The organism is Dactylosporangium sp. CA-139066, assembly GCF_050936175.1.
In the GTDB taxonomy this organism is placed as follows: Bacteria; Actinomycetota; Actinomycetes; order Mycobacteriales; family Micromonosporaceae; genus Dactylosporangium.
Window position 1 is genome coordinate 7,950,971 of record NZ_JBNJNH010000001.1, and the last position, 23,013, is coordinate 7,973,983.

The following is a 23,013-nucleotide window of genomic DNA, read 5'->3' on the forward strand; positions in this document are numbered from 1 at the left end:
CGGAGGGCAAGACCGGTCATCGCAACCGGATACGCGGATCGATCGTGGTGTAGAGCGCGTCGACGACGACGTTCGCGACGACGATGAAGGCGGCGGCCAGCAGCACCGTGCCCATGATCGTCGGCAGGTCGCCGTCGCGGACGGCGTCGATGGCGGTCCGCCCGAGCCCGCGGAACCCGAACGTGGTCTCGGTGATCACCGTGCCGCCCAGCGCCGTGCCGATGTCCAGGCCGGCCGCGGTGACCAGGGGCGTGATGGCCGCGCGCAGCACGTGGCGGCGCACGACGGTGCGCTGGCGCAGGCCCTTCGCCTGCGCGGTGCGCACGAAGTCCTCCGACATCGTCTCGAGCATCTGGGCGCGCGAGAGCCGGGCGTACACGGCGGAGAACAGGAACGCCAGGGTGCACCAGGGCAGCACGAGCGCGGTGGCCCAGGCGAGCGGGTCGTCCAGCAGCGGGGTGTAGTGCGGGTACGGCAGCACCTTGAGCGTGTAGACGAACACCAGCAGCAGGACGCCGCCGACGAAGTACAGCTGCATGGAGGCGCCGGAGAGGGAGAAGCCGATGGCGAGGCGGTCGAACACGGTGCCGCGGCGCAGCGCCGAGATCATGCCGAGGCCGATGCCCAGGCCGAGCCACAGCACGGACGCCGGGATGACGATGCTCAGGGTCACCGGGATGACCCGCCCGAACGTCTGGCTGACCGGCTCGTTGTTGACGTAGGAGTAGCCGAGGCAGGGCGCCGGGCAGTTCTCGCGGCCGGCGAAGATGCCGCTCATGTACCGCCAGTACTGCTTCGGCTTGGGATCGTTGAGCCCGAGCTCGGTGCGCACCCGCTCCAGCCGCGCGGCGTCGCAGTTCTTCGGGCACATCGCGGTGGCCGGGTCGCGCGGCAGGGCGAAGAACATGGCGAACGTGACGACGCTGACCGCGAACAGCGTCAGCGCGCCCAGCAGCACCCGGCGCAGCAGGAAGGAGCCCATGGCGGCCTACCGCAGCGACTTCGGGTCGAGCGCGTCGCGCAGGGCGTCGCCGAACAGGTTGAACGCGAGCACCAGCACGAAGATGGTTACGCCGGGGAACAGCACGTAGGCCGGGTCGGTCTGCAGGTAGTTGAGGCTGCGGAAGATGGTGCGCCCGAAGTCGGGCGTCGGCTCGAGCATGCCGATGCCGAGGAAGGACAGCGCCGCCTCCCCCGTGATGTACGCCGGGATGCCCAGCGAGAACGCGACCAGAATCGGCGCGCCGAGGTTGGGCAGCAGCTCCCGGAACAGGATGCGCCCGAGCCGGGCGCCGCTGGCCCGGGCCGCCTCGACGAACTCCCGCTCCCGCAGCGACAGCACCTGCCCGCGCACGAGCCGGGCGGTGGTGGTCCAGCCGAACGCGGTGAACAGCGTGATGAGCAGCACGACCCGGAACCAGCCCGGCACCGCCTCGCGGGGGCCGTAGAAGTGCAGCTCGATCGGGCGGATGACGGCGAGGGTGAAGATGAGGAACGGCAGCGCCAGGGTCACGTCGGTGATCCAGTTGAGCACCCCGTCGACCCAGCCGCCGAGGTAGCCGGCGACGATGCCGAGCAGCACGCCGACCATCGTGGTCATGAGCGCGGCGGCGAAGGCGATGCCGAGCGAGGTGCGCAGGCCGTACACCATCTGGATGAACAGGTCGCGGCCCTGCCCCGGCTCGAGGCCGAACCAGTGCGCCCCGGTGATCCCGCCGGCGATGCCGTAGGGCAGGCCGAACTGGTCGAGGTCGTCCTGGAACTTGTCCTGCGGCCCGATGCCGTAGCCGGCCTCGATCAGCGGCGCGGCGAGCGCGACGACGACCAGCAGGGCGGAGACGACCCCGCTGACCAGGGCGGTGCGGTCACGGCGCAGCCGCAGCCAGGCGGCCCGCCCGGGCGAGCGGGTGCTCATGGCCGCGGCCAGCGGCACAGCGGTCATGATCCCTCCCACCTACGTAGGTAACCGCCACCTTGTAACTTGGCTACGAAAATAAGCTACAGCGACGGATGCGCATGAGTGAAGATTCGTAACGAGTTTGTTTCGATACGCTCGGCCCGTGCTGCGGATCATGAGAGCGACCCTCGCGTTCCTCCTGACGCTGGGCGCCGCCGCCGGCCTCGTCCGGCTCTACGCCCCTGTGCGGGGCCCGGAGGCGCAGCTGGCGTTCCTCCGGGCGGAGCTGGACGCCGGGGCGGGCGAGGACGCGCAGGCGATGTTCCCGGAGGGGTACTTCTTCCTGCACTGCCTCTACGGGCTCGCCTGGGTCGACGTGGGCCGCCCGGGCCACGACCGGGGCCGGGCGCTGCGCGAGGCGCGCTGGGCGCTGTCGCAGCTGGACGGCCCGCAGGGGACGGCGCCGTTCAGCCCCGAGCTCACCCCGCGCTACGGCGTCTTCTACGCCGGCTGGACCACCTGGCTCCTGGGCGGCATCCTGAGCCTGCAGGACCCGGCCGCGCGCGACCCGGGCGAGGTCGCGCGGTTCGACGACGCCGCCCGCCGGCTCGCCGCGGCGTTCGACGGCTCCCCCACGCCGTTCCTGACCGCCTACCCGGGGCAGTCGTGGCCGGTCGACTCGACCGTCGCCGTCGCCGCGCTGCGCCTGCACGACACGCTGTTCCCGCCGTCGTACGCCGGGACGGTCGCCCGCTGGGTCGGGGCGGCCCGGGCGCGGCTCGACCCGGCGACCGGGCTGCTGCCGCACGTGACCGACCCGCGCGACGGCACGCCGCTGCAGGGCGCGCGGGCCAGCTCGCAGAGCGTCATCCAGCGCTTCCTGGCCGACGTCGACCCGGCGTTCGCCCGCGAGCAGTACCTGCGCTTCCGCGAGCGGTTCGTGGTGCGCCCGCTCGGCCTCGGCCCCGCGGTCCGCGAGTATCCACAGGGGACGGACGGACCGGCCGACGTGGACAGCGGCCCCCTGCCGCTGGGCGTCTCGCTGTCGGCGACGGTGGTCACGATCGGGGCGGCCCGGGTCGAGGGCGACGGCGCGCTCGCCGCCGCCCTGTCCCACTACGGCGAGCTCGCCGGGCTGCCCGTCGACACCCCGCACACCCGCCGCTACGCGCTGGGCCTGCTGCCGGTCGGCGACGCGTTCCTCGTCTGGTCCCGCACCGCGCAGCCGTGGGTCTCGCCCGCGCCGGCCGCCCCGGCCGCGAGCATCGGTCCACTGTGGAGGCTACCGCTCACCGCGCTGCTCCTGCTCGTCGCCGTCGCGCCCTGGCTGCGCCGGATCAAGACCCAGCGGGGCCAGCAGCGCCGCGACGGCGCGGGCGAAGGCGGCGTGGTCGACGGTGTCGTCCCAGAGCGTCTGCACGACGAGGCCCTGGTAGATGGCGATGAGCACGCGCGCTAGGGCGTCGGGATCGGGCACGACGCCGTCCAGGGCCGCGGCGGCGAGCGCCCGCGGGCGGTCGACGTTGTCGCGGGCGAGGTCGCGGATGCGCGGCGAGCGGACCGTCTCGGCCCACACCTGCACGGCCAGGCGCAGCTCGGCGGCCGCGGCCGGGTCGCCGACGCCGCGCAGCACCGCCAGGTAGCCCGCGGCCGGGTCGTCGCCGAGCATCAGGGTGCGCCGCTCGTGCCACTCGGCGACGATCGCGGCGATCATGTCGTCCTTGCCGGTGAAGTACCGGTAGATGAGGCCGGCGCTGATGCCGGACTCCTGCACGATGTCCTGCATCGACGTGCGGTGGAAGCCCTCCCGGGCGAAGCAGGCCGCGGCGGCGTCGAGGATCTGCCGGCGCCGGGCGGCGAAGTGCTCCTCGTTGACCTTAGGCATCGGGCTTGACCTTAGACATTGGGCTTGACCTCAGGCATCGGCGACCGCGACCCGGTAGAACCCGGCGGTCGGCTCGTCGCGGCCCAGCGGCGCGAGGTAGCGCGCGGCGGCGTCGCGGGTGGAGAGGTCCTCGGCGAGCCGCAGGCCCCGCTCGGCGAGGTAGCCCGGCAGGGCGGCCGGGTCGAAGCCGAACGTCCACGGCTCCCCGCCGCGGCGCACCGCGTCGTGCCACTCCTGCACCCCGTCGAAGCCGCCGGTGCCGTCCAGCGCGGCCCGGTCGACGTAGGTGAACACGATCCGGCTGCCGGGGGCGAGCAGCGCGGCGAGGGCCCGCAGGGTCGCGTCGACGGCCTCGGCGGTCAGGTAGTTGGTGACGCCCTCCCACACCACGACCGCGGGCGCGGCGGGGTCGAAGCCGGCGGCGAGCAGCGCCGGGCCGAGCGGGTCGGCGGTGAGGTCCACGGGCACGAACCGGACCCGCCGCGCGAGCGCGGCCGGCACCCGGCGGCGCTTGGTCGCCTGCGTCGCCGGGTGGTCGACCTCGAACGCCACGGGCGCGCCGATGCGGTGGGCGCGGTTGTCGAAGCCGGCGCCGAGCAGGACCAGCTGCGCGGCCCCTCCGCCGACCGCCGCGCGGACCAGGTCGTCGATCAGGCGGGTGCGCACCACGGCCGAGGCGCGCGGGCCGCCGGCGTAGCGGGTGTCGATGTAGCGCACCACCCACCGGTGCACCGGCGCCAGCCGCGTCGCGGCGACGACGGCGCGGTAGCCGGGCGGGAGCATGCGCGCCGCGAGGCGATCGTCGAAGAGCCGGTCGCGCCGGCGGCTGGTCTCCAGGGCGCGGAACAGCGCCACGTGCTCCGCGGAGCGGCTGCTGCCTTCCATGCCTCCGACAATACTGAATGAACGTCCATTTTCATACCCGCCCCCGGGCGACGGCCCGGATGCCGTCCCATGGCAGCACCGTCGATATATGGCCGTCGACCGATAGAGTGCCTCGCTGGGAATCGTCATCCGTCGAACGGAGCCACCGAGATGATGAGCGGCCTGGTAGAGCGGATCGCCGTCCCGTTCGCGGGTGACGGCGGCGGGACGGGCCCGCTGAGCTGGGGCCAGCAGGCCATCTGGAAAGAGATGGCCGCCGCCGGCAGCTCCCTGGCGATGACCGCCGTCAGGGAGTTGGAGCCCGGCACGACGCCGGACCGGTACGTCGACGAGTACCGGTTCTACCTGAGCCGGTACCAGTCGATGCGCACGCTGCTGCGCTTCGCGCCCGACGGCGGCGTCTCGCAGGTCGTGCCGGACTCGGGGACGGCCGAGATCGAGGTGTACGACTCGGCCGGCCGCGACCCGGCCGCCATCGCCGCCGAGGTGAGCGCGCACCACTACGCCGTCCGCTTCGACTACGAACGGGAATGGCCGATGCGGATGGCGCTCGTCCGGCACGCCGGGGCGCTGACCCACCTGGTGGTGACGCTCGCGCACCACGTCGCCGATCCGACGGCCGCGATGGCCATGTTCGAGGACCTGAGCAACCGCGACCCCTCGACGGGCGAGCCGCCGCGGCCGCCCGGGCTCCAGCCGCTGGAGCAGGCGCGGCTGCAGCTGACGCCGTCGGCGCTGCGCCAGCACGAGGCGGCGCTGCGGTACTGGGAGACGCAGCTGCTGACGGTGCCGGCCCCCCGGCTCCCACGACCGGCCGGTGCCGCGCCGCCGGAGCACCGCTACTGGGAGCTGGACCTGCTCTCACCCGCCCTGTACCGGGCCCTGCGCGCCATCGCCGCGCGGCTCGGCGTGACCACGACACCCGTGCTGTACGCGGCGTTCGCGGATGCGCTGGGGCAGGCGACGGGGGCCACCCAGGTGGCGACGATGATCACGGTGAACAACAGGTTCCGCCCCGGCCTGGCCGATGCCGCCGGCCACATGAGCCAGCACGGCCTGTGCACGCTCGACCTCGCCGGCGGCGGGTTCGACGACCTCGTGCTGCGGGCGCGGCGCCGCCTGCTCACCGCGCAGAAGAACGCGTACTACGCGCAGGGCGACGTCGACCGGCTCATCGACAGGGTCGGCCGGGAGCGCGGCGTCGACTTCGAGCTGCTGTGCCTGTTCAACAACCGGCGCTCCGAGGACGGGCCCATCGAGACGGCGCCGGCCGCGGGGGAGATACGCGCCGCCGGTGCCACCACGCTCGACTGGCGCCCGCTCCCGAGCCTCCCCCGGCGCCTGATGGTCCATGTCAACGACGCCGTCGACGCCCTCAGCGTGCGGGCGCAGATCGACACGACCGCCATCAGCCGCGACGGCCTGACGGCACTGCTGCGGCGGATGGAGGCGACCGTGGTCGACGCGGCGCTCGCGTAACCGGCCCGCTCGGCCCTTTTACAGGCCGACGGCGAGCTGCTCGCCCACCGCGTGCAGCAGGTCGGCGCCGGTGAAGGGCTTTTCCAGCAGGTGTACCCCGGGATCCAGGATGCCGTTGCTGGTCAGGACCGGCTGCGCATAGCCGGACATGAACAGGACCCGGGTCGACGGGCGGGTGCGCAGCAGGCGCTCGGCCAGGACCCGGCCCAGCATGCCGGGCATGACGACGTCGGTGAGCAGCAGGTCGATCGGGCCGCCGTGCTCCGCGGCCAGCTGCAGCGCGGCGACGCCGTCGGCCGCGGCCAGCACCGTGTAGCCGCCGCGGCGCAGGATGCGGGTCGTCACCTCGCGCAGCGCGGGCTCGTCCTCGGCGACGAGGATCGTCTGGCCGTGGCCCGGCGGCCGGGCGACCCGGCCGGCCTCGGCGGCGATCGGCTCGGCGTCGCTGGCCGGGAGCAGGATCGAGATCGTGGTGCCGATGCCGGGCTCGGAGTAGATGTGCACGGTGCCGCCGGCCTGCACGACGATGCCGTACACCGTGGCCAGCCCCAGCCCGGTCCCCTCCCCGCTGGGCTTGGTCGTGAAGAACGGCTCGAACGCCTGCTCGAGCACCTCCCGCGGCATGCCGGTGCCGGTGTCGGAGACCCGGATCCGCACGTAGTGGCCGGGTCGCAGCCCCTCCGGCTGCCCGTCGCCGAGCTGGACGAGGCCCGTGTCGATGGTGAGGTGCCCGCCGGCCGGCATCGCGTCGCGGGCGTTGACCGCCAGGTTGACCAGCACCTGCTCCAGCTGCCCGGGGTCGGCCACGACGGCGGGCAGCGGCTCGGTGAGGTCGGTGGCCAGGGAGATGTGCTCGCCGATGGAGCGGGTCAGCATCTGCTGTACCTCCTCCACGACCCGGTTGACGTCCAGCGGCTTGGGCCGGATCACCTCCCGGCGGGCGAACGCCAGCAGCTGGTGGGTGAGCTCGCTGCCGCGCCGGCCGGCCCGCAGGATCTGCTCCGCGTCGAGGGCGAACGGGGTGTCGGCGCCGTCCTCGACGATGAACTCGGCGTAGTTGAGGATGACGGCGAGCAGGTTGTTGAAGTCGTGGGCGATGCCGCCGGCGAGCTGGCCGAGGCTCTCCAGGCGCTGGGTGCGCTGCTGGCGTACCTCGTGCTTCTGCCGCTCGGCCTCCTCCCGCAGCCGCTGCTGCTCGGCCAGGGCGGCCAGCCGCTCGCTCATGTCCCGGACGCTGGCCAGGACGATCGCGCCGTCGTCGGTGTGCAGCGTGCTGAGCGTGATGTCGACCGGGACCTCGGCGCCGTCGCGGCGGCGGGCCACGGCCGGCGCGTCCGGCTCGGCCGGGCCGCGCACGCCGCCGGGCAGCAGGTGACGCACGGGCAGGTCGGTCATGTCGAATCGGGGTATCCCGAACAGCCGCTCCGCCGAGGCGTTCACGAGCACCACCCGGTCGCTCTCGTCGACGCCGACCAGCGGGTCGGGCGCCGCGTCGAGGACGGCCTGCATCTGCGCCTCGGCCCGCTCGCGCTCGCTCACGTCGCGCGTGATGGTGGTGACCCCCACCGTGCGCCCGTCGGAGCCGGTCAGCGGCGAGACGAGCATCGACACGGTGAAGTCGGTGCCGTCGCGGCGGCGGCGCACGGTGCGGTAGCGGTCGACCCGGCCGCCGGCGGCGACGATCGCGCGGATCTCGGCCTCGTCGCAGCGCCGGTCGGGCGGGATGATGAGGTCCTTGGGCCGGCCGACCATCTCGCCGGCGGCGTACCCGTACAGGCGCTCGGCCCCCGGGTTCCAGGTCAGCACGAGCCCGTCGAGGTCGGTGGTGACGATCGCGTCGTGCGAGGACTGCACGATGGACGCGAGCAGCGACTGGGCCGGGTCGAAACCCTCGGCGGCGGTGTCGCGGATCGCGGAGTACAGGAAACGGCCCTCCTCGGCCTCGACCACCGACAGCGTGATGTCGGCCAGGAACTGGGTCCCGTCGCGGCGGACCATGCGCAGCGGCTGCCCGGCGCGGCGCAGGGGATGCTCGCCCTCCATGTAGGCGAGCAGGCGCGGCAGCATCGGGTGGGTCTCGGGCGGCACGAGCTCGTCGATCGACAGCCCGGCCATGTCCTCGCGGCGGAACAGCTCACGGGCGGCGGCGTTGGCGAGCACGACCCGGCCGTCGTCGCCGGTCACCACGAGGGCGTCCGGAAGTACTTCGAGCAGGCTCTCGGCCAGCCGAACCGTCCACCGCATCTCAACAAGAGTAGGACGAAGGTGACCAAGGGTGTCAGTCTTCGCGATTTCCGCCATCACGAACAGTAGAACCTCGATGACGGAGAGTTTTGCTCGCACCGTTTTCCGGGAACATCAGTCCCATGAACGTCGACCCGAACCGCCCGAGCGCGGCCCGCATCTACGACCGGTACCTCGGCGGGCGGCACAACTTCGCCGTCGACCGGGCGGTGGCGGAACGGGCCATCGAGCTGGTGCCGGACATCCCGCGCATCGCCCGGGCCAACCGCGCGTTCCTGCACCGGGCCGTGCGCTACGCCGCGAGCCGCGGCGTGCACCAGTTCCTCGACATCGGCTCCGGCATCCCGACCGAGGGCAACGTGCACGAGGTGGCGCGGGCCGAGGATCCACAGGCCCGGGTGGTGTACGTCGACATCGACCCCACCGCCGTCGTGCACGCCCGCCAGATCCTCGGCGACGATCCGCTCACCACCGTCGTCCAGGCCGACCTGCACGAGGCCGACAAGATCCTGACCGACCCGGGCGTGCGCGCACTGCTCGACTTCGACCGCCCGGTCTGCATACTGTTGATCGCGATGCTGCACTTCGTGCCGGACACGCCGGAGCTGCGCGCCGCGCTGCGCCGCTACCACGACGCGTTCGTGCCCGGCAGCCTGCTGGCCGTCTCGCACGCCACCGCCAGCGCCCGCCCCTCGGAGATGGCCCGCCTGGCCGAGCTGTACACCCGCACGGGCACCTCCATGGTCGTGCGCGACGCCGCCGAGCTGCTCGACCTCCTCGACGGCTGGGACCTCGTCGAGCCCGGCCCGGTGTTCAGCCCGCTGTGGCGGCCCGAGCCCGGCTCGGAGGAGGTCGACGACCCGGCCTCGTACGCCACGCTGGCCGTGGTCGGGGAGCGGCGTGACTGAGCTTGACCTGGAGGCGCACCGCAGGGAGCTGCTGGGGTACTGCTACCGGATGCTCGGCTCGCCGTTCGACGCCGAGGACGCGGTGCAGGAGACGCTGCTGCGCGCCTGGCGCAACGCCTCCCGGTTCGACCCGGCCCGGGCCCCGCTGCGCGGCTGGCTGTTCGCGATCGCCACCAACGTCTGCCTCGACCACCTGCGCACCGCCCGCCGGCGCGCACGCCCCGTCGACCTGACCGGGCCTTCGGCGCCGGGCGCGGCACTTGGCGTACCGTATCCGGATCCTGATCTTGTCTTTCCGGCGCCCGACGGGCTCGTCCTGGCACCGGAGGACCTGGTGGTGCGGCGCGACACCGTCCGGCTGGCCTTCATCGCGGCGCTGCAGGCCCTGCCGCCCCGCCAGCGCTCGGTCCTGATCCTGCGCGACGTGCTGGCGTTCTCGGCCGCGGAGGCGGCGTCGCTGCTGTCGACGTCGGTGGCGGCGGTGAACAGCGCGCTGCAGCGGGCGCGCTCGACGCTGTCCCAGCCGGTGACGGCCCAGCCGATCGACGAGTCGCTGCTGCGCCGCTACGTCGAGGCGTTCACGGCGAACGACATTTCGGCCCTGGTGTCGGTACTGCACGAGGACGCCACGATGTCCATGCCGCCCCTGCCCTTCTGGCTGCGGGGGCGCTCGACGCTGCTGGCGGCGATGTCGGCGTCGGGGGCGTGCGCGGACGCGTCGCTGGTGCGGTGCGGGGCGTCGTCGTTCATCCAGTACCGGGGTGGGCGTCCGTTCGCGGTGGTGGTGCTGGAGGCGGCGCCCCCGCGGTTCGGGCCGTCCTCGCCTTCCCCGCTGCCCTCCGCGGCGTTCGTGCCGCCTTCGCCGCTCGCCTCGGCGTCCTCGCCGCCCGCTCCACGGTCTTCGCTGTCCGCTCCGTCGGGATCGGCGCTCGCTCCGGCGGGCTCGCCGCTCGTTTCGCCGGCCGATCCGATGGGGCGTATCGGACATATCACGACTTTTCTCAATAATCCGCCGTTGCTGGAGCTCTTTGCCCGCCACGCTGGCTCGCACTGAACCGTGGACGCTCGCGCCCGGCCGTGCCAATATCCAGGTTGTCTAGATGACCTGGAGGAATGCGTGGCCAAGACGCCGCCGCTGTACGTGCGGATCGAGCGGGAGCTCCGGACGCGCCTGGCCCGGGCGCGGCCCGGTGACGCGCTGCCGGCCGAATCGGTGCTCGCGGAGGAGTTCGGCGTCGCGCGGATGACCATGCGGGCCGCGCTCAACGCGCTCGAGGCCGACGGGCTGATCGAGCGCATCCAGGGCCGCGGCACGTTCGTGCGGCGGCGGCCTGTGCCCCGCGCCGCCGGCACCCTGATGAGCTTCCAGGACCAGGTCCGCAGCTGGGGCCGCACGCCGTCGTCGCGGCTGGTCGAGGGCGAGGTCCGGGCCGCGACGGCGGCCGAGGCGGCCGCGCTGCAGCTGACCGCGGCGACGCCCCGCGTGGTCTCGATCGTCCGGGTGCGAATGGCCGACGCGATGCCGCTCGCGGTGGAGTACGCGTGCTTCCCGCCCCACCTGACCGCGCTGCTCGACGCCGACCTGGAGGGCGGCTCCCTGCACCGCGCCCTGCACGACCTCGGGCTGCGCCCCACGCTGGGCTCGTCGACGCTCACCGCCCAGCCGGCCGGCCCCGACGGCGACCGGCTGCGCGTGCCCGCCGCCGAGCCGCTGCTGGTCGAGACGCGGCTCATCGTCGACCAGCACTCGGCGCCCCTGGAGTACACCGTCAGCCGCTACGTCGGTTCCCGCTACGCCCTGCAGGTCACCTTCGACGTGCAGCCGCCACAGACCGGAGCACCCTCATGAACGTCGCCAAGATGATCGACCACTCCCTGCTGCGCCCGGAACTGACCATCGCCGACGTCGTGCGCGGCTTCGAGATCGCGGCGCGCCGCGGTACCGCCTCGGTGTGCGTCCGCCCGTCCGACGTCCCGCTCGCCGTGACCGCGCTCGCCGGCACCGGCGTGCTGGTCGGCACGGTCGCCGGCTTCCCGCACGGCGACACCCCGACCGCCGTCAAGGCGGCCGAGGCCCGGGCGCTCGTCGAGGCCGGCGCCGACGAGATCGACATGGTGCTGCACATCGGCCGGCTCCGCGACGGCGACGCCGGCTACGTCCGCGACGACATCGCCGCCGTGGTCGCCGCCGCCCAGGGCCGCCTGGTGAAGGTCATCCTCGAGAACGCGTACCTCACCGACGAGCAGAAGGTCGCCGGCTGCCGGCTCGCCGAGGAGGCCGGCGCCCACTTCGTGAAGACCAGCACCGGCTTCGCCCCCGGCGGCGCCACCCTGGCCGACATCAAGCTCATGCGGGCCGCCGTGTCCCCCGCCATCGAGGTCAAGGCCGCCGGCGGGGTCCGCACCCTGGACACCCTGCTGGCCCTGCACGAGGCCGGCGCCACCCGCTTCGGCGCGACCGCCACCGAGACCATCCTCGACGACTTCGCCGCCCGCGAGCGCGGCGAACACCCCACCCCGCCCCCGGCACCCTCCGACGCCTACTGAACCGGCCCGGGCGCCAGCCCAGCCGTGATCCGCTGGACGCCGCCGATGAGTTTGCGGACGCCGCCGCGTAGTACTGGTCATGACGACGTTCTGGCACAGCTCATCCGGCACCGGCGCCCCGATCGTGCTCATGCACGGCGGCTTCAGCGACAGCCGCGACTTCGACACCAACCTGGCCGGCCTCGCCGACGCGTACCGGGTCCACGTCTACGACCGCCGGGGCCACGGCCGCTCCCCCGACCTGCCGGGCCCGATCACGATGGCGGCCCTGACGGCGGACGCGGAGTCGTTCCTGACCTCGCAGGTCGGCGCCCCCGCGGTGCTGTGCGGCTACAGCGCGGGCGGCACGGTGGCGCTGCACACGGCGCTGCACCGCCCGGACCTGGTGCGGGCCCTGGTGCTGATCAGCACCGCGTACGCCATCGACGGCCTCCTCTTCGCCCCCTCGGCCGACGCGCCGCTGCCCGAGCCGGTCGTCGCGCGGTACGCCGAGGTCTCCCCCGACGGCCGCGACCACCTGCCGGTGGTGCAGGCCAAGATCGCCGACTCGATCGCCAGGGAGCCGGGCCTGACGGCGGCCGACCTGGCGAAGGTCGCGTGCCCGACGCTGATCGTGAGCGCGGACGACGACCTGGTGACGCTGCCGCACACGGCCTCGATGCTGGCCGCGCTGCCGAATGCTCGTCTGGCGGTCCTCCCCGATACGTCACACCTGCTCCTGCTGGAGGCCCCGGACCGGGCGACGGCGCTGGTCCGCGACTTCCTCGGTCAGGTCACGAGCGGCGCGTTCCCGACGACGCTGATGCCGATACGCCGCGGCTCACGGCCCTGACCGCGCCGGGACCACCGCGCGGGCGACCGGCGAACGTGGCCCGGCTTTGATCTCGCCCTACCGCCCTGGTCGCGACCGTTGGATCGCCCTCATGCTGCGCCCCGGGCCGGCGGGCATTCCTGCCTAACAATGTCCCTAACGCTAGCACGTCCCAAGAAATCGACCTTGGAAAAATTGCGCAGCGTTACGAGTGCCTCACAGGTCGTCCGGGGATGGGCGCTCGCCGGTGACGACCAGGCGGCCGACGTGGCGGTGCGGGGAGTCCTCGGTGCCGGCGTCGGTCGCCGTGGCCACCGAGTCCAGGGCCGACCACACGGCGGCGAGTTCGTCGGGGGCGCCGCTGAGGTGCAGCGTGGGGGAACCGCGCAGCTCGATCGCCAGCGGGCCCTCGGCGCGACGCTGGACCACGGCGCCGTTGCGGATCGGGATCTCCAGGGTGTCGGCGGCGCCGCGCAGCGCGTCCGCCAGGGCGCGCAGGGACTGGGCGGGGCCGGTCAGGTCGAGGTCGTCGCCGTGCACGCGGAGGCGGCAGAGCCGCTGATCGTCCATCCCGACATTGTGCCGGGCGGGAAGCGGGGACAAGCAGCCGCCCGCGCCACGGCGGGAACCGGACAAAACCCGCGGCGGGGAAACGGGGCGGGGCGGCCGCGGCGAGAAGAGCAAAAGCAGCGGCCCGCGTTGTGGCGAACGCGGGCCGCTGCTGCGAAAGGGGAGCAAGTCTTCGGGTTACGGGGCCTCGCCCAAGGTGACGGTGACCGTCTGCTCGGTGCCGTTGCGGTTCACGACCACCGGGACCTGGTCGCCGGCCTTGGCCGCCTGTACCGCGTTGATGAGGCTGGTCGCGTCGGTGACCGTCGAGGTGCCGAACTTGGTGACGATGTCGCCGGTCTTCAGGCCCGCCTTGTCGGCCGGGCCGCCGGCCACGACGCCGCCGATGAGGGCGCCGTTGGTGCCGTCGGTGAGCTGCACGCCGAGGTACGGGTGGGACACCTTCCCGCCCTTGGCCAGCTGGTCGGCGGAGCTGCGGGCGCGGTTGGCCGAGATGGCGAAGCCGACGCCGATGTTGCCGTTGCTGTTCTCGCCGGCGGTGGCGATCGCGGTGTTGATGCCGACGACCTCGCCCTTGAGGTTCACCAGGGCGCCGCCGGAGTTGCCGGGGTTGATCGCGGCGTCGGTCTGGATGGCGTCGGCGATCGACTTGCCGCCCTGCTCGCCGGAGATCGTGCGGTGCAGCGCGCTGACGATGCCGGCCGTGACCGAGCCCTGCAGGCCGAGCGGGCTGCCGACGGCCAGGACGGTGTCGCCGACGCGCAGCGCGTCGCTGTCGCCGAACTTGGCCGGGGTGAGGTCGGAGACGCCCTGGACCTTGATGACCGCGATGTCGCCGGCCGGGTCGGTGCCGACCACGGTCGCCGGGGCGGTCTTGCCGGTGCTGAACGTGACCGTGAGCTGCCGGGCGCCCTGTACCACGTGGTTGTTCGTGATGATCTGCCCGTCCTTGGTCATGATCACGCCGGAGCCCTCGGCCTCGCCGGTGCTGATGTCCACGACGCTGGGCAGGACGGCCTCGGCGACGCCGCCGACCGAGGAACGGTCGAGGTTGGGCGCCGGGTCGCGCGTGACGACGCTGGGCGCGGCGGCCGGCTTGTCCGCGACGAGCTGCGTGGCGATGAGGCCGCCGCCGAACGCCGAAACGACGACGAGGACGATCGCGCACACGGCGATGACCGCGATGCGCCCTCCGCGGCCGCTCGGCGCCGGCCGGCCGTAGCCGGGGCCGGGCTGCCCGTACGCGGGCGGCCCCGGCGGGAACCCGGGCGGCGCCGGATAGCCGGGCTGCCCGAACGAGGTCGTCTGACCGACGTTTCCGAAATGTCCAGGCGCGCCGTGAACGCCGGGCGGCGGCACGGGCGTCGTGGCAAATGAGGCGGTGTGGGCCGTGTGGCCGTTCGTGCCGCCGCCCCCGGGCCGGCTCCAGGGCGAACCGGGCGCCGGCGCCCCCGAGGCCGGATAGGCCGCCCCGGGAGCGCCGTAGGCGAAGCCGGGGGCACCGGTAACCGGCGCACCGGAGGCGGGCACCCCCGAGGCCGGAACCCCGGAGGCCGGCACCCCTGAAGCGGGGATGCCGGACGCGGGGAAGGCCTGAGCCGGCGCCGGCGCCCCACCGGGAGCAGCAGAGCCGGGCTCCGGCACCGCGGGCATCGCCGCGGTCGGTCCCCCGGCCGCGTGCCCCGAGGGCGGCGGCCAGGCCGGGCCCGGCGAAGGAGAAGCCGAGGCGGGAGAAGCCGACGCCGGAGAAGGCGAAGGCGGAGGCCAGGACGCCGAGGGTGGCGGCGCGGCGATGGGATCCGGCGTCGCGCTCGAGCCGGTGGAGCCGGAGACGGAGCCGGCGCTGGACGTCGTCTCAGCGGGCGGCGGGGAATCCCACGGGCGGTCCTGGTCACTCATGATGTCCAGATTGCACACCCCAGCTTCCGCCAAACTGGATTCTCCCTGGGAGAAAGCCGAGAAGCGCAAATCGGTCATGCGGTGCGCGGCCCGCCCGAACGGGCCGCACACCGTACAAAAGCGTCAGGCGGTCCAGTCGGGGCGCAGCGGGTAGGAGGAGACCCCGTCCTTGGTCGTCTTCGTCGCGAGGATCTGGTGGAGCTGGATCTCGTTGCGCTCGAAGGCGAGGCGCGAGCCGGCCATGTACAGGCCCCAGACGCGGGCGGTGCCCAGGCCGACCTCGGCCACGCACTCGTCCCAGTGCTCGACCAGGTTGCGGTTCCAGCCGGCCAGGGTCAGCGCGTAGTGCAGCCGCAGGTTCTCCTCGTGCTGCACCTCGAATGCGGCGTCGTGCACGGCGCTGACCAGCCGCCCGGGCGCGGCGAGCTCGCCGTCGGGGAACACGTAGCGGTCGATGAACGCGTCGGGCTTGCGGGAGGTGCGGCTGTCGGCCCGCGTGATGCAGTGGTTGAGCAGGCGGCCGCCGGGCTTGAGCCGGTCGCGCAGCGCGCGGAAGTACCGCGGATAGTTGCGCAGCCCGATGTGCTCGGTCAGGCCGATCGAGCTGACCGCGTCGAACTGCTCGAGCGGCGCGTCGCGGTAGTCCAGGTGGCGCACCTCGGCCAGGTGGCCGAGGCCCTCCCGCTCGATCGCGGCCTGCGCCCACGCCGCCTGCTCCTTGGAGAGCGTGACGCCGAGGGCGCGCACCCCGTACTCGCGGGCGGCGTGGCGGACCATCCCGCCCCAGCCGCAGCCGACGTCGAGCAGCCGCTGGCCGGGTTTGAGGGCCAGCTTGCCGGCGACGAGGTCGTACTTGTTCGCCTGGGCCTGCTCGAGGGTGTCGGTCTCGCTGCGGAAGCAGGCGCACGTGTAGGTCATCGACGGGCCGAGGACCATCTCGTAGAACCGGTTGGACACGTCGTAGTGGTGGTGGATCGCGGCCGCGTCGCGGCCCTTGGCGTGGCGCAGGCCGGCCAGGGCGCGCCGCCAGGCCGGGACCGCCTCCTGGGGCGGGGGCGACGGCGGGAGCAGCCGCTCCCAGCCGAGGCCGCGGACCAGGCGCAGCGCCTCGCCCGGGGCGGGCAGGCGCAGCTGCAGGCCGGTGGCGAGCTGACGGAGCGCCTCGTACGGGTCGCCGGGGTGCACCCCGCGGACCTCGAGGTCGCCGGCGACGTAGGCGCGGGCCATGCCGAGCTCGCCGGGGGCGGTGAGCACGTATGACAGGCCGCGCTCGTTGGCGACGTGCAGGCCGATGCCGGCGTCGGCCGGGCCGATCTCGCTGCCGTCGTAGGCGGTGATGCGGACCTTGGGCTCGCCGTTGGTGACGGCCCGGACGATGTCGGCGACGGTCGGTACGGGCGGGCGCCGGCGGGGCTGTCCGGGGACGGAGCCGTGCGTACTGCTGGAACGATAGGTGCTGGTCATTTGCGCCCCACAACCTTGTCGTAGAGGTCGGTCAGTCGGTGACCGGGGTCGTAGCGGTCCTTGGCGGCGCGGTATGCGGGGCCGCCGTAGAGCCGGTCGAAGGTCTCCCGGTCGTAGTACGCGTCGGAGTACAGGGACTTGTGCCCGCCGAGCTCGAACACCTTCGCCTCGATGGCCCGGTTGACGTCGCCGTCGGCGGCGCCGGGCTCGATGGGTACGGTGCCCCAGAAACCGACGTTCACGTAGGCCTGCCCGGCGTGCATCGGATACAGCGGCCACTCGCGCTCGCGCAGCCGCAGCGGGCACAGCCACACCGGGGCCATGGGCACCTCGGCGGCGAACCAGCGCAGGAACTCCCCGGTGCGCTCGAGCGGCAGCTCGACGTCCTGGACGACCCGCTCGCGGTCGAGCTCGCCGCGCCACCGCCCGATGCGCGCGGCGAACCCGTAGCGGTTCTCGAGGCGCACGATGCGGTGGTACACGTCCGAGCGGCGGTACCGGCGCGGCCACACCCGGCGCACGGCGGGGACCTGCGCGCCGAAGGCGGCCGAGCACCAGAACCAGTCGGTGTCCCAGCGCCACAGGTAGTCGTAGGCGCTGAGCCGGTCGGCGGCCTTGGACCGCAGCGACTGGTAGTAGACGTCCTGGCCGGTGTAGTCGCTGCCCGGGCCGGGCTCGTCGGTGAACTCGCCGAGCACCAGGTAGCTCTCGCCGGGCCGGAACAGGACGCCGTCCATGACGTCGACGTGGCGCCCGTCGTGGGTGCCGGTCTTCATCACCTCGCCGACGACGGCGAGCAACTCGTCGACGTCGTCGAAGCGCAGGTTGGCGGTGCGCACCCCGGCGGCGATCGGCATGAGCTCGATGCGCAGGCGGGTGGCGTACCCCAGGCTGCCCAGCGAGTTGGGGAACGTCGCGAACAGCTCGGCGTGCTCGTTGTCGGGCCGAGCGGTGAGGATCTCGCCGGTGCCGGTGAGGATGTCCAGCTCCAGCACCGACTCGTGCGGCAGCCCGTGACGGAACGAGGTCGCCTCGATGCCCAGGCCGGTGACCGCGCCGCCGAGCGTGATCGTGCGCAGCTGCGGCACGACGAGCGGCATCAGCCCGTGCGGCAGGGTCACGTCGACCAGGTCCTCGTACGTGCACATGCCCTGCACGTCGGCGGTGCGCCCGGCCGGGTCGATCTCGATGACCCCGCCCAGGCCGCTCACGTCCAGCCCGCTGCGGACCTGGTCGCGCGGCCGGAACAGGTTGGAGGTCTTCTTGGCCAGGCGCACCGTGTCGCCCGGCGGGATCTCGGCGTAGGAGCGCTGCAGGGCCTCGACGGCCCGGCGGTGCGCCGCCCAGCCGACCGGTTGCTGACGTCCCACTCGCGATCACCTCCGGCGGTCGGCGAACCGCCGGTTAAGTGGAGGCCCGCCTCAGCCCAAACTTGCACATCCGGCAAGATCAGCCAACCGCTGGTGACTGAACTCACGCTCCGGGTGACGCTATGAGGTGAGCGACGTCAACCACCGGGTGAGGTAGCGTCGTTCGGCCTCGTCGGCGGCCAGTTCCAGGGCCTCGCGGCCGGACTGCGCCGCCTCGGCCCGCCGCCCGAGCCGCCGCAGCAGCTCGGCCCGGGTCGCCGGCAGCAGGTGGTAGCCGTCGAGGGCCCCGGCCGCCCGCAGCGCGTCGAGGAGGGGCAGCGCGGCCGCCGGCCCGTCCGCCATCGAGACCGCGACGGCCCGGTTGAGCTCGACGACGGGCCCGGGCGCGAGGCGGGCCAGCTGGGCGTACAACCGCGAAATCCGCGGCCAGTCGGTCTCCCCGGCGCTCGGCGCGCACGCGTGGCACGCCGCGATCGCCGCCTGGACCTGGTATTTCCCGGCCGGGGCGGGCGCGAGCAGCCGCACGCCCTCGGCGATCGCCGCCCGGTCCCAGCCGCCGCGGTCCTGCCGGTCCAGCGGCACGATGTCCCCGCCGGCGTCGTGGCGCCCAGGCCGGCGCGCCTCGTGCAGCAGCATGAGCGCGAGCAGCCCGCGGGCCTCCGGCTCGGCGGGCATGAGCCCGGCCAGCACCCGCGCCAGCCGCACCGCCTCGGCCGCGAGCTCGGGCCGCCCGCCGCCGCTGTAGCCGGCGTTGTACAGCAGGTACAGCACCGCGAGGACGGCGTCCAGCCGCTCCGGCAGCAGGTGCGCGGGCGGCACCCGGAACGGGATCCCGCCGTGCCGGATCTTGCGCTTGGCCCGCACGATCCGCTGCGCCATCGTCGCCTCCGGCACCAGGAACGCCCGGGCGATGTCGGCCGTCGACAGCCCGGTGAGGCAGCGCAGCGTCAGCGCGACGCGCGCCGGCAGCGCCAGCGCCGGGTGGCAGCAGGCGAACATCAGCTCGAGCCGGTCGTCCGGCCCGGTCCCGGCCTCGGCCGGCCGGCGCAGGGCGAACTCCCGCAGCTTGCCGGCCTCGAGCGCCCGCCGCCGCAGCCGGTCCCGCGCCAGGTTGCGCGCGGCCGTGGTGAGCCAGGCCCCCGGCCGCCGCGGCACCCCGTGGACGGGCCAGCGCCGCAGCGCCCGCGCGAACGCGTCCTGCGCGCACTCCTCGGCGAGGTCCCAGTCGCCGGTGAACCGGATGACCGCGGCGACGACGCGCCCCCACTCCTCGCGGTAGGCCGCCGCGACCTCCTCCCCCACGTCCCGCATGCCGACATGACGAACGACGCCGCCGGAAAGCGACAATGTCCGGCGTGGAATCTCTGATCCGGCGGTACTTCGACATGTGGAACTCCGGCGACGCGTCCGCCGCGGCGGGCATCCTCGCCCCGGCCTGGGTCGACCACGGCCATCCGGAGGTCGCGACCCCGGCCGACGTCGCCGCCGCGGTGGCCCGCATCCGCGCGGCCCGCCCCGGCCTGCGCTTCGAGCTGGACTCGGTCGCCGGCCCCGTCGCGGTGGGCCGGGCCGTGGACGGCGACGCCGACCCGACCCTGCTGGCCTGGGTCTTCACGGCCGAGGGCGACCGGCTGACGTCGCTTCGCACCTACCGGGCCATGGCATAAGCAATGGCATAAGCAATGACATAGGCCGAGCTACCGCGACGCCCGCCGTGGGCGCGGTCCGTGACTCCCGGGCCTGCGGCGTGCGCGCTCAGTCACCCGTCGCGGGCACAATTGAGGGCATGCGCATCGCCTTCGCCGCCGACGACGCCAACGCGACCACCGACGCCGTGCTGGCCGAGCTGGCCGCCGCGGGGCACGAGGTGGTGCGCGTGGACGGCGTACCGTGGCCGGACCTCGGGGCCGGGGTCGGGCGGGCCGTCGCGGACGGGCGCGCCGACCTCGGGGTCGTCATGTGCTGGACCGGGACCGGCACCGCGATCGCGGCCAACAAGGTGCCGGGGGTGCTCGCCGCCGTCGCGTGGGACCCGTGGGTGGCCCGGGGCGCGCGGCTGTGGAACGACGCGAACGTGCTCGCGATGAGCCTCAAGCGGCTCGCGCCGGACGTGGCGGTCGAGGTGCTGCGGGCCTTTCTGGAGGTACCGTCGCCGGATCCCGACGAGGCGCAGAACATTGCCCTGCTGAAGGGCCTCGACCCGCCTCGGTGACCAATCCGTTATCGACAAAGCGTTCCCGCGCTGCAACCGGGTCGCCGAGCCCGAGGTCATTGCTCAGTGAACGGCGACGAACATCGCCGCGCACGCGACGTAGCCAACTGAACATCCGAATCTACCGACGTTTTCGCGACCTGCCACGGGTGGGCGTGGTGCATGCCCACGCCCTCGAACACAGTGGACGGTCCACAGTGGATGTCGGCTGATTTGTGCTGCCCGAGTGCGGTCACGCCCGATCCGCGGCACCACAACCGCGGCACCTGGAAAGGTCCGACACGTGAATAAGCGAGCAAGTGCGCTGATGGCCGGTGCGGCCACGGCGGCACTCCTGCTGTCCGCCTGCGGAGGCGGTACCAGCAGCGATAATACCAGCAACAACGGCTCCACCAAAGACTCCGGCTACAACGCCGCGCTGGACAAGGTGCTCAACCCGTCCGACAAGAAGGGCGGCACGCTCAAGCTCACCGTCCACGACAACCCGGACTCGCTCGACCCGGCCATCGCGTACTACGCGCAGGTCTGGAACTTCATGAAGGGCTTCTACGTCCGTTCGCTGCTGACCAACCAGGCCAAGCCCGGGGCCGACGGCCTGAAGCTCGTGCCCGACCTCGCCGCGGACATGCCGGCGATCGAGGACGGCGGCAAGAAGTACACCTTCAAGCTCAAGTCCGGCCTCAAGTGGGAGGACGGGTCGCCGATCAAGTCGACGGACATCAAGTACGGCATCGAGCGCATCTTCGCCACCGACGTCATCAACGCCGGGCCGAAGTACCTGGTCGACGTGCTCGACGAGGGCCAGAAGTACCCGGGCCCGTACAAGGACACCGACCCGAACCACCTCGGCCTGAAGTCGGTGCAGACGCCGGACGACTCCACGATCATCTTCACGCTCAAGGAGCCGAACGCGGACTTCGAGTACCTGCTGTCGATGCCCGCGGCGAGCCCGGTGCCGCCCGGCAAGGACACCGGCGACAAGTACGCCAACCGCCCGTTCTCCTCGGGACCGTACAAGTTCGAGACGTACGACCAGGGCAAGAAGCTGACGCTGGTCCGCAACGACCAGTGGGACCCGAAGACCGACTCGGTGCGCAAGGCGCTGCCGGACCGCGTCGAGGTCACCTACGGCACGGCGGTCGAGGAGATCGACAACCAGCTGCTGTCCGAGGAGGTCGACCTCGACATCGCCCAGACCGGCGTGCAGCAGGGCACCCAGCCGAAGCTCCTGCTCAACCCGGACAAGAAGAAGAACGCGGACTCCCCGGTGACGGGCTTCATCCGGTACGTGGCCATCAGCACCAAGGTGCCGCCGCTGGACAACATCCACTGCCGCAAGGCGGTGCAGTACGCGGCGGACAAGGTCACGCTGCAGACGGCCCGCGGCGGCCCGGACGCCGGCGGTGAGATCGCCACCAACATGCTCCCGCCGACGATCGCCGGCCACGACGACGCCGACGACGTGTTCAACACGAAGTCCGGCAAGCCGCAGATCGACAAGGCCAAGGAGGAGCTTGCCGCGTGCGGGCACCCCAACGGCTTCGACACGGTGCTCGCGACCCGCAACGCCGGCAAGGAGCCCAAGACGGCCGAGGCGCTGCAGCAGGCGCTCGCCGCGGTGGGCATCAACGCCAAGCTCGACCCGCAGGACGCGTCGCTGTACTTCCGCTCGATCATCGGCTCGCCCTCCAACGTCCACACCAAGGGCTACGGCCTGATGATGGCCGGCTGGGGCGCGGACTACCCGACGGCGGCGGGCTTCCTGCAGGTGCTGGTCGACAGCCGGGCGATCTCGGCGTCCGGCAACAACAACTACGCCGAGCTGTCCGACCCGTCGATCGACGCGCTGATCGACCAGGCCCGGGCCGAGCCCGACCCCGCCAAGAACGCCGAGATCTGGAAGCAGATCAACAAGAAGGTCTCGGAGTCGGCGACGTACCTGCCGTTCACCTACGACAAGGCGCTGAACTACCGCAACCCGCGGCTGACGAACGTCTTCGTGACGCAGTACTACGGGATGTACGACTTCGGCAGTCTCGGTGTCGTGAGCTGACCGCCGCGGGAGTGCCCCGGGTCGACGAGGGACTTCCCGGGGCACGGCGGTGACGCGACCGGCCGCCCTTTCCTCCTTGGGGCGGCCGGGAGGCGTCCGGCCCGGGTCCGTGGCCCGACGGACCCGGGCCGCGTTGTTCAGTACGCCACGTTGACCCGCTCGCGGATCCAGCCCGGCTCCTCGAGCGCGCGCAGCATGGCGTCGGCGACGTCGGCCCGCGACAGCGTCCGCCCGCCGCGGACGTTGCGCCCGACGACCGTCCGATATGGACGCCGCGGCCCGTCGGTGAGGCGCGGCGGCGAGATGAGCGTCCAGTCCAGCCCGCTCGCGCGCAGGATCTTCTCGGCCTCGGCGAGGTCCTCGAAGCCCTCGCGCAGCAGCCGCTGCAGCAGCGGCTTGGCCACGATCCGGGTGACGAGCCCGTCGCCGTCGTCGGCGACGCGCCCGGCGGCGTCGACGCTGACGATGCGCCGCACGCCGGTGGCGAGCATCGCCTCGGTCTGCGCCCGCGCGCCGTCGGCCTGCACGGTGCTGCGGGCCGAGGGCTCCAGCCGGCGCCGCTGCTGCAACTCGGCCACCCGCAGCCCGAGCGCGGACAGCACCGCGTCCCGCCCGGCCACGGCGCCGGCGATCGCCTCGTGGTCGCCCAGCTCGGCCACGACGACGTCGCAGCCGAGCTCCACGGGCCGCCGCGCGACCGCGGTCATCGCATGCCCCCGCGCGATCCCCTGCCGGATGAGCTGCGTCCCGATCCCGCCGGTCGCCCCGAACACGGTGATTTTCATGGCG

General features: G+C 73.2%; 20 protein-coding genes. 9 read left to right on the forward strand and 11 right to left on the reverse strand.

The features are described 5' to 3' along the window. Window positions 1-16: 16 nt before the first annotated feature. From ACQEVU_RS36350 to ACQEVU_RS36365, 4 genes are all read right to left on the reverse strand, one after another. On the reverse strand, window positions 17-982 hold the full coding sequence (locus tag ACQEVU_RS36350) for an ABC transporter permease (RefSeq protein ID WP_433331733.1): 966 nt from the start codon (window positions 980-982) through the stop codon (window positions 17-19). Between the two features lie 6 nt (window positions 983-988). Next, entirely contained in the window at window positions 989-1,942 is a 954-nt protein-coding gene (locus ACQEVU_RS36355; RefSeq protein ID WP_433331735.1) for an ABC transporter permease, read from the reverse strand. Window positions 1,943-3,179: 1,237 nt separating this feature from the next. Continuing rightward, window positions 3,180-3,782 carry a TetR/AcrR family transcriptional regulator gene (locus ACQEVU_RS36360; RefSeq protein ID WP_433331737.1) on the reverse strand — a complete coding sequence of 201 codons (603 nt, stop codon included), beginning with the start codon at window positions 3,780-3,782 and terminating at the stop codon, window positions 3,180-3,182. Window positions 3,783-3,812: 30 nt separating this feature from the next. Next, window positions 3,813-4,667 carry a class I SAM-dependent methyltransferase gene (locus tag ACQEVU_RS36365; RefSeq protein WP_433331739.1) on the reverse strand — a complete coding sequence of 285 codons (855 nt, stop codon included), beginning with the start codon at window positions 4,665-4,667 and terminating at the stop codon, window positions 3,813-3,815. Between the two features lie 153 nt (window positions 4,668-4,820). Here ACQEVU_RS36365 and ACQEVU_RS36370 point away from each other — a divergent pair, with 153 nt between their 5' ends. Further along, entirely contained in the window at window positions 4,821-6,146 is a 1,326-nt protein-coding gene (locus ACQEVU_RS36370) for a condensation domain-containing protein (RefSeq protein WP_433331741.1), read from the forward strand. Between the two features lie 18 nt (window positions 6,147-6,164). Here ACQEVU_RS36370 and ACQEVU_RS36375 read toward each other — a convergent pair whose 3' ends face one another. Further along, window positions 6,165-8,390, reverse strand: a complete 2,226-nt coding sequence (locus ACQEVU_RS36375) for a PAS domain S-box protein (protein ID WP_433331743.1) — start codon at window positions 8,388-8,390, stop codon at window positions 6,165-6,167. Window positions 8,391-8,512: 122 nt separating this feature from the next. On the opposite strand from ACQEVU_RS36375, the gene ACQEVU_RS36380 reads away from it, so the two are divergent. The 5 genes from ACQEVU_RS36380 to ACQEVU_RS36400 all read left to right on the forward strand — a co-directional run bounded on the left by ACQEVU_RS36380 (window position 8,513) and on the right by ACQEVU_RS36400 (window position 12,677). After that, the gene (locus ACQEVU_RS36380) at window positions 8,513-9,298 is read left to right on the forward strand and encodes an SAM-dependent methyltransferase (RefSeq protein ID WP_433331745.1); all 786 of its coding nucleotides are present in this window, start codon (window positions 8,513-8,515) and stop codon (window positions 9,296-9,298) included. Then, a complete protein-coding gene (locus ACQEVU_RS36385; RefSeq protein ID WP_433331747.1) occupies window positions 9,291-10,352 on the forward strand; it encodes an RNA polymerase subunit sigma-70 in 1,062 nt (353 codons plus the stop codon). The genes ACQEVU_RS36380 and ACQEVU_RS36385 overlap by 8 nt, the downstream gene beginning before the upstream one ends. A 63-nt stretch (window positions 10,353-10,415) precedes the next feature. Then, window positions 10,416-11,147, forward strand: coding sequence for a GntR family transcriptional regulator (locus ACQEVU_RS36390; protein WP_433331749.1), 732 nt, complete (start codon window positions 10,416-10,418; stop codon window positions 11,145-11,147). Beyond that, window positions 11,144-11,845 (forward strand): deoxyribose-phosphate aldolase, encoded by a 702-nt coding sequence (deoC, locus tag ACQEVU_RS36395; protein WP_433331751.1) that lies wholly within the window; start codon window positions 11,144-11,146, stop codon window positions 11,843-11,845. The genes ACQEVU_RS36390 and deoC overlap by 4 nt, the downstream gene beginning before the upstream one ends. A 79-nt stretch (window positions 11,846-11,924) precedes the next feature. Next, window positions 11,925-12,677, forward strand: coding sequence for an alpha/beta fold hydrolase (locus tag ACQEVU_RS36400; protein ID WP_433331753.1), 753 nt, complete (start codon window positions 11,925-11,927; stop codon window positions 12,675-12,677). 195 nt (window positions 12,678-12,872) lie between these two features. Here the strand turns inward: ACQEVU_RS36400 and ACQEVU_RS36405 are convergent, their stop codons facing one another. The 5 genes from ACQEVU_RS36405 to ACQEVU_RS36425 all read right to left on the reverse strand — a co-directional run bounded on the left by ACQEVU_RS36405 (window position 12,873) and on the right by ACQEVU_RS36425 (window position 19,270). Continuing rightward, the gene (locus ACQEVU_RS36405) at window positions 12,873-13,226 is read right to left on the reverse strand and encodes a hypothetical protein (protein ID WP_433331755.1); all 354 of its coding nucleotides are present in this window, start codon (window positions 13,224-13,226) and stop codon (window positions 12,873-12,875) included. Between the two features lie 177 nt (window positions 13,227-13,403). Beyond that, the gene (locus ACQEVU_RS36410; protein ID WP_433331757.1) at window positions 13,404-14,585 is read right to left on the reverse strand and encodes a S1C family serine protease; all 1,182 of its coding nucleotides are present in this window, start codon (window positions 14,583-14,585) and stop codon (window positions 13,404-13,406) included. A gap of 663 nt (window positions 14,586-15,248) precedes the next feature. Next, a complete protein-coding gene (locus tag ACQEVU_RS36415) occupies window positions 15,249-16,589 on the reverse strand; it encodes a class I SAM-dependent methyltransferase (protein WP_433331759.1) in 1,341 nt (446 codons plus the stop codon). Beyond that, window positions 16,586-17,959 carry an FAD-binding oxidoreductase gene (locus ACQEVU_RS36420; RefSeq protein ID WP_433331761.1) on the reverse strand — a complete coding sequence of 458 codons (1,374 nt, stop codon included), beginning with the start codon at window positions 17,957-17,959 and terminating at the stop codon, window positions 16,586-16,588. Before ACQEVU_RS36420 ends, ACQEVU_RS36415 begins: the two co-directional genes overlap by 4 nt. 120 nt (window positions 17,960-18,079) lie before the next feature. Then, entirely contained in the window at window positions 18,080-19,270 is a 1,191-nt protein-coding gene (locus ACQEVU_RS36425; RefSeq protein ID WP_433331763.1) for an RNA polymerase sigma factor, read from the reverse strand. Window positions 19,271-19,314: 44 nt separating this feature from the next. Here ACQEVU_RS36425 and ACQEVU_RS36430 point away from each other — a divergent pair, with 44 nt between their 5' ends. The 3 genes from ACQEVU_RS36430 (at window position 19,315) to ACQEVU_RS36440 (ending at window position 22,224) form a co-directional block, all read left to right on the forward strand. Continuing rightward, window positions 19,315-19,626 carry a nuclear transport factor 2 family protein gene (locus ACQEVU_RS36430; RefSeq protein ID WP_433331765.1) on the forward strand — a complete coding sequence of 104 codons (312 nt, stop codon included), beginning with the start codon at window positions 19,315-19,317 and terminating at the stop codon, window positions 19,624-19,626. 119 nt (window positions 19,627-19,745) lie between these two features. After that, window positions 19,746-20,171 carry an RpiB/LacA/LacB family sugar-phosphate isomerase gene (locus tag ACQEVU_RS36435; RefSeq protein WP_433331767.1) on the forward strand — a complete coding sequence of 142 codons (426 nt, stop codon included), beginning with the start codon at window positions 19,746-19,748 and terminating at the stop codon, window positions 20,169-20,171. A 283-nt stretch (window positions 20,172-20,454) separates the two neighbouring features. Beyond that, window positions 20,455-22,224 carry an ABC transporter substrate-binding protein gene (locus ACQEVU_RS36440; RefSeq protein ID WP_433331769.1) on the forward strand — a complete coding sequence of 590 codons (1,770 nt, stop codon included), beginning with the start codon at window positions 20,455-20,457 and terminating at the stop codon, window positions 22,222-22,224. Between the two features lie 137 nt (window positions 22,225-22,361). Here ACQEVU_RS36440 and ACQEVU_RS36445 read toward each other — a convergent pair whose 3' ends face one another. Beyond that, the gene (locus tag ACQEVU_RS36445) at window positions 22,362-23,009 is read right to left on the reverse strand and encodes an NAD(P)-dependent oxidoreductase (RefSeq protein ID WP_433331771.1); all 648 of its coding nucleotides are present in this window, start codon (window positions 23,007-23,009) and stop codon (window positions 22,362-22,364) included. Between the last annotated feature and the right edge of the window lie 4 nt (window positions 23,010-23,013).

What these genes read in the sequence shown, in the direction of transcription:
- ACQEVU_RS36400 (WP_433331753.1), top strand. Translation starts at nt 11,925, where the DNA reads ATGACGACGTTCTGGCACAGCTCATCCGGCACCGGCGCCCCGATCGTG.
- deoC (WP_433331751.1), top strand. Translation starts at nt 11,144, where the DNA reads ATGAACGTCGCCAAGATGATCGACCACTCCCTGCTGCGCCCGGAACTG.
- ACQEVU_RS36360 (WP_433331737.1), bottom strand. Translation starts at nt 3,782, where the DNA reads ATGCCTAAGGTCAACGAGGAGCACTTCGCCGCCCGGCGCCGGCAGATC.
- ACQEVU_RS36405 (WP_433331755.1), bottom strand. Translation starts at nt 13,226, where the DNA reads ATGGACGATCAGCGGCTCTGCCGCCTCCGCGTGCACGGCGACGACCTC.
- ACQEVU_RS36435 (WP_433331767.1), top strand. Translation starts at nt 19,746, where the DNA reads ATGCGCATCGCCTTCGCCGCCGACGACGCCAACGCGACCACCGACGCC.
- ACQEVU_RS36365 (WP_433331739.1), bottom strand. Translation starts at nt 4,667, where the DNA reads ATGGAAGGCAGCAGCCGCTCCGCGGAGCACGTGGCGCTGTTCCGCGCC.
- ACQEVU_RS36375 (WP_433331743.1), bottom strand. Translation starts at nt 8,390, where the DNA reads ATGCGGTGGACGGTTCGGCTGGCCGAGAGCCTGCTCGAAGTACTTCCG.
- ACQEVU_RS36425 (WP_433331763.1), bottom strand. Translation starts at nt 19,270, where the DNA reads ATGCGGGACGTGGGGGAGGAGGTCGCGGCGGCCTACCGCGAGGAGTGG.
- ACQEVU_RS36370 (WP_433331741.1), top strand. Translation starts at nt 4,821, where the DNA reads ATGAGCGGCCTGGTAGAGCGGATCGCCGTCCCGTTCGCGGGTGACGGC.
- ACQEVU_RS36350 (WP_433331733.1), bottom strand. Translation starts at nt 982, where the DNA reads ATGGGCTCCTTCCTGCTGCGCCGGGTGCTGCTGGGCGCGCTGACGCTG.
- ACQEVU_RS36355 (WP_433331735.1), bottom strand. Translation starts at nt 1,942, where the DNA reads ATGACCGCTGTGCCGCTGGCCGCGGCCATGAGCACCCGCTCGCCCGGG.
- ACQEVU_RS36380 (WP_433331745.1), top strand. Translation starts at nt 8,513, where the DNA reads ATGAACGTCGACCCGAACCGCCCGAGCGCGGCCCGCATCTACGACCGG.
- ACQEVU_RS36445 (WP_433331771.1), bottom strand. Translation starts at nt 23,009, where the DNA reads ATGAAAATCACCGTGTTCGGGGCGACCGGCGGGATCGGGACGCAGCTC.
- ACQEVU_RS36415 (WP_433331759.1), bottom strand. Translation starts at nt 16,589, where the DNA reads ATGACCAGCACCTATCGTTCCAGCAGTACGCACGGCTCCGTCCCCGGA.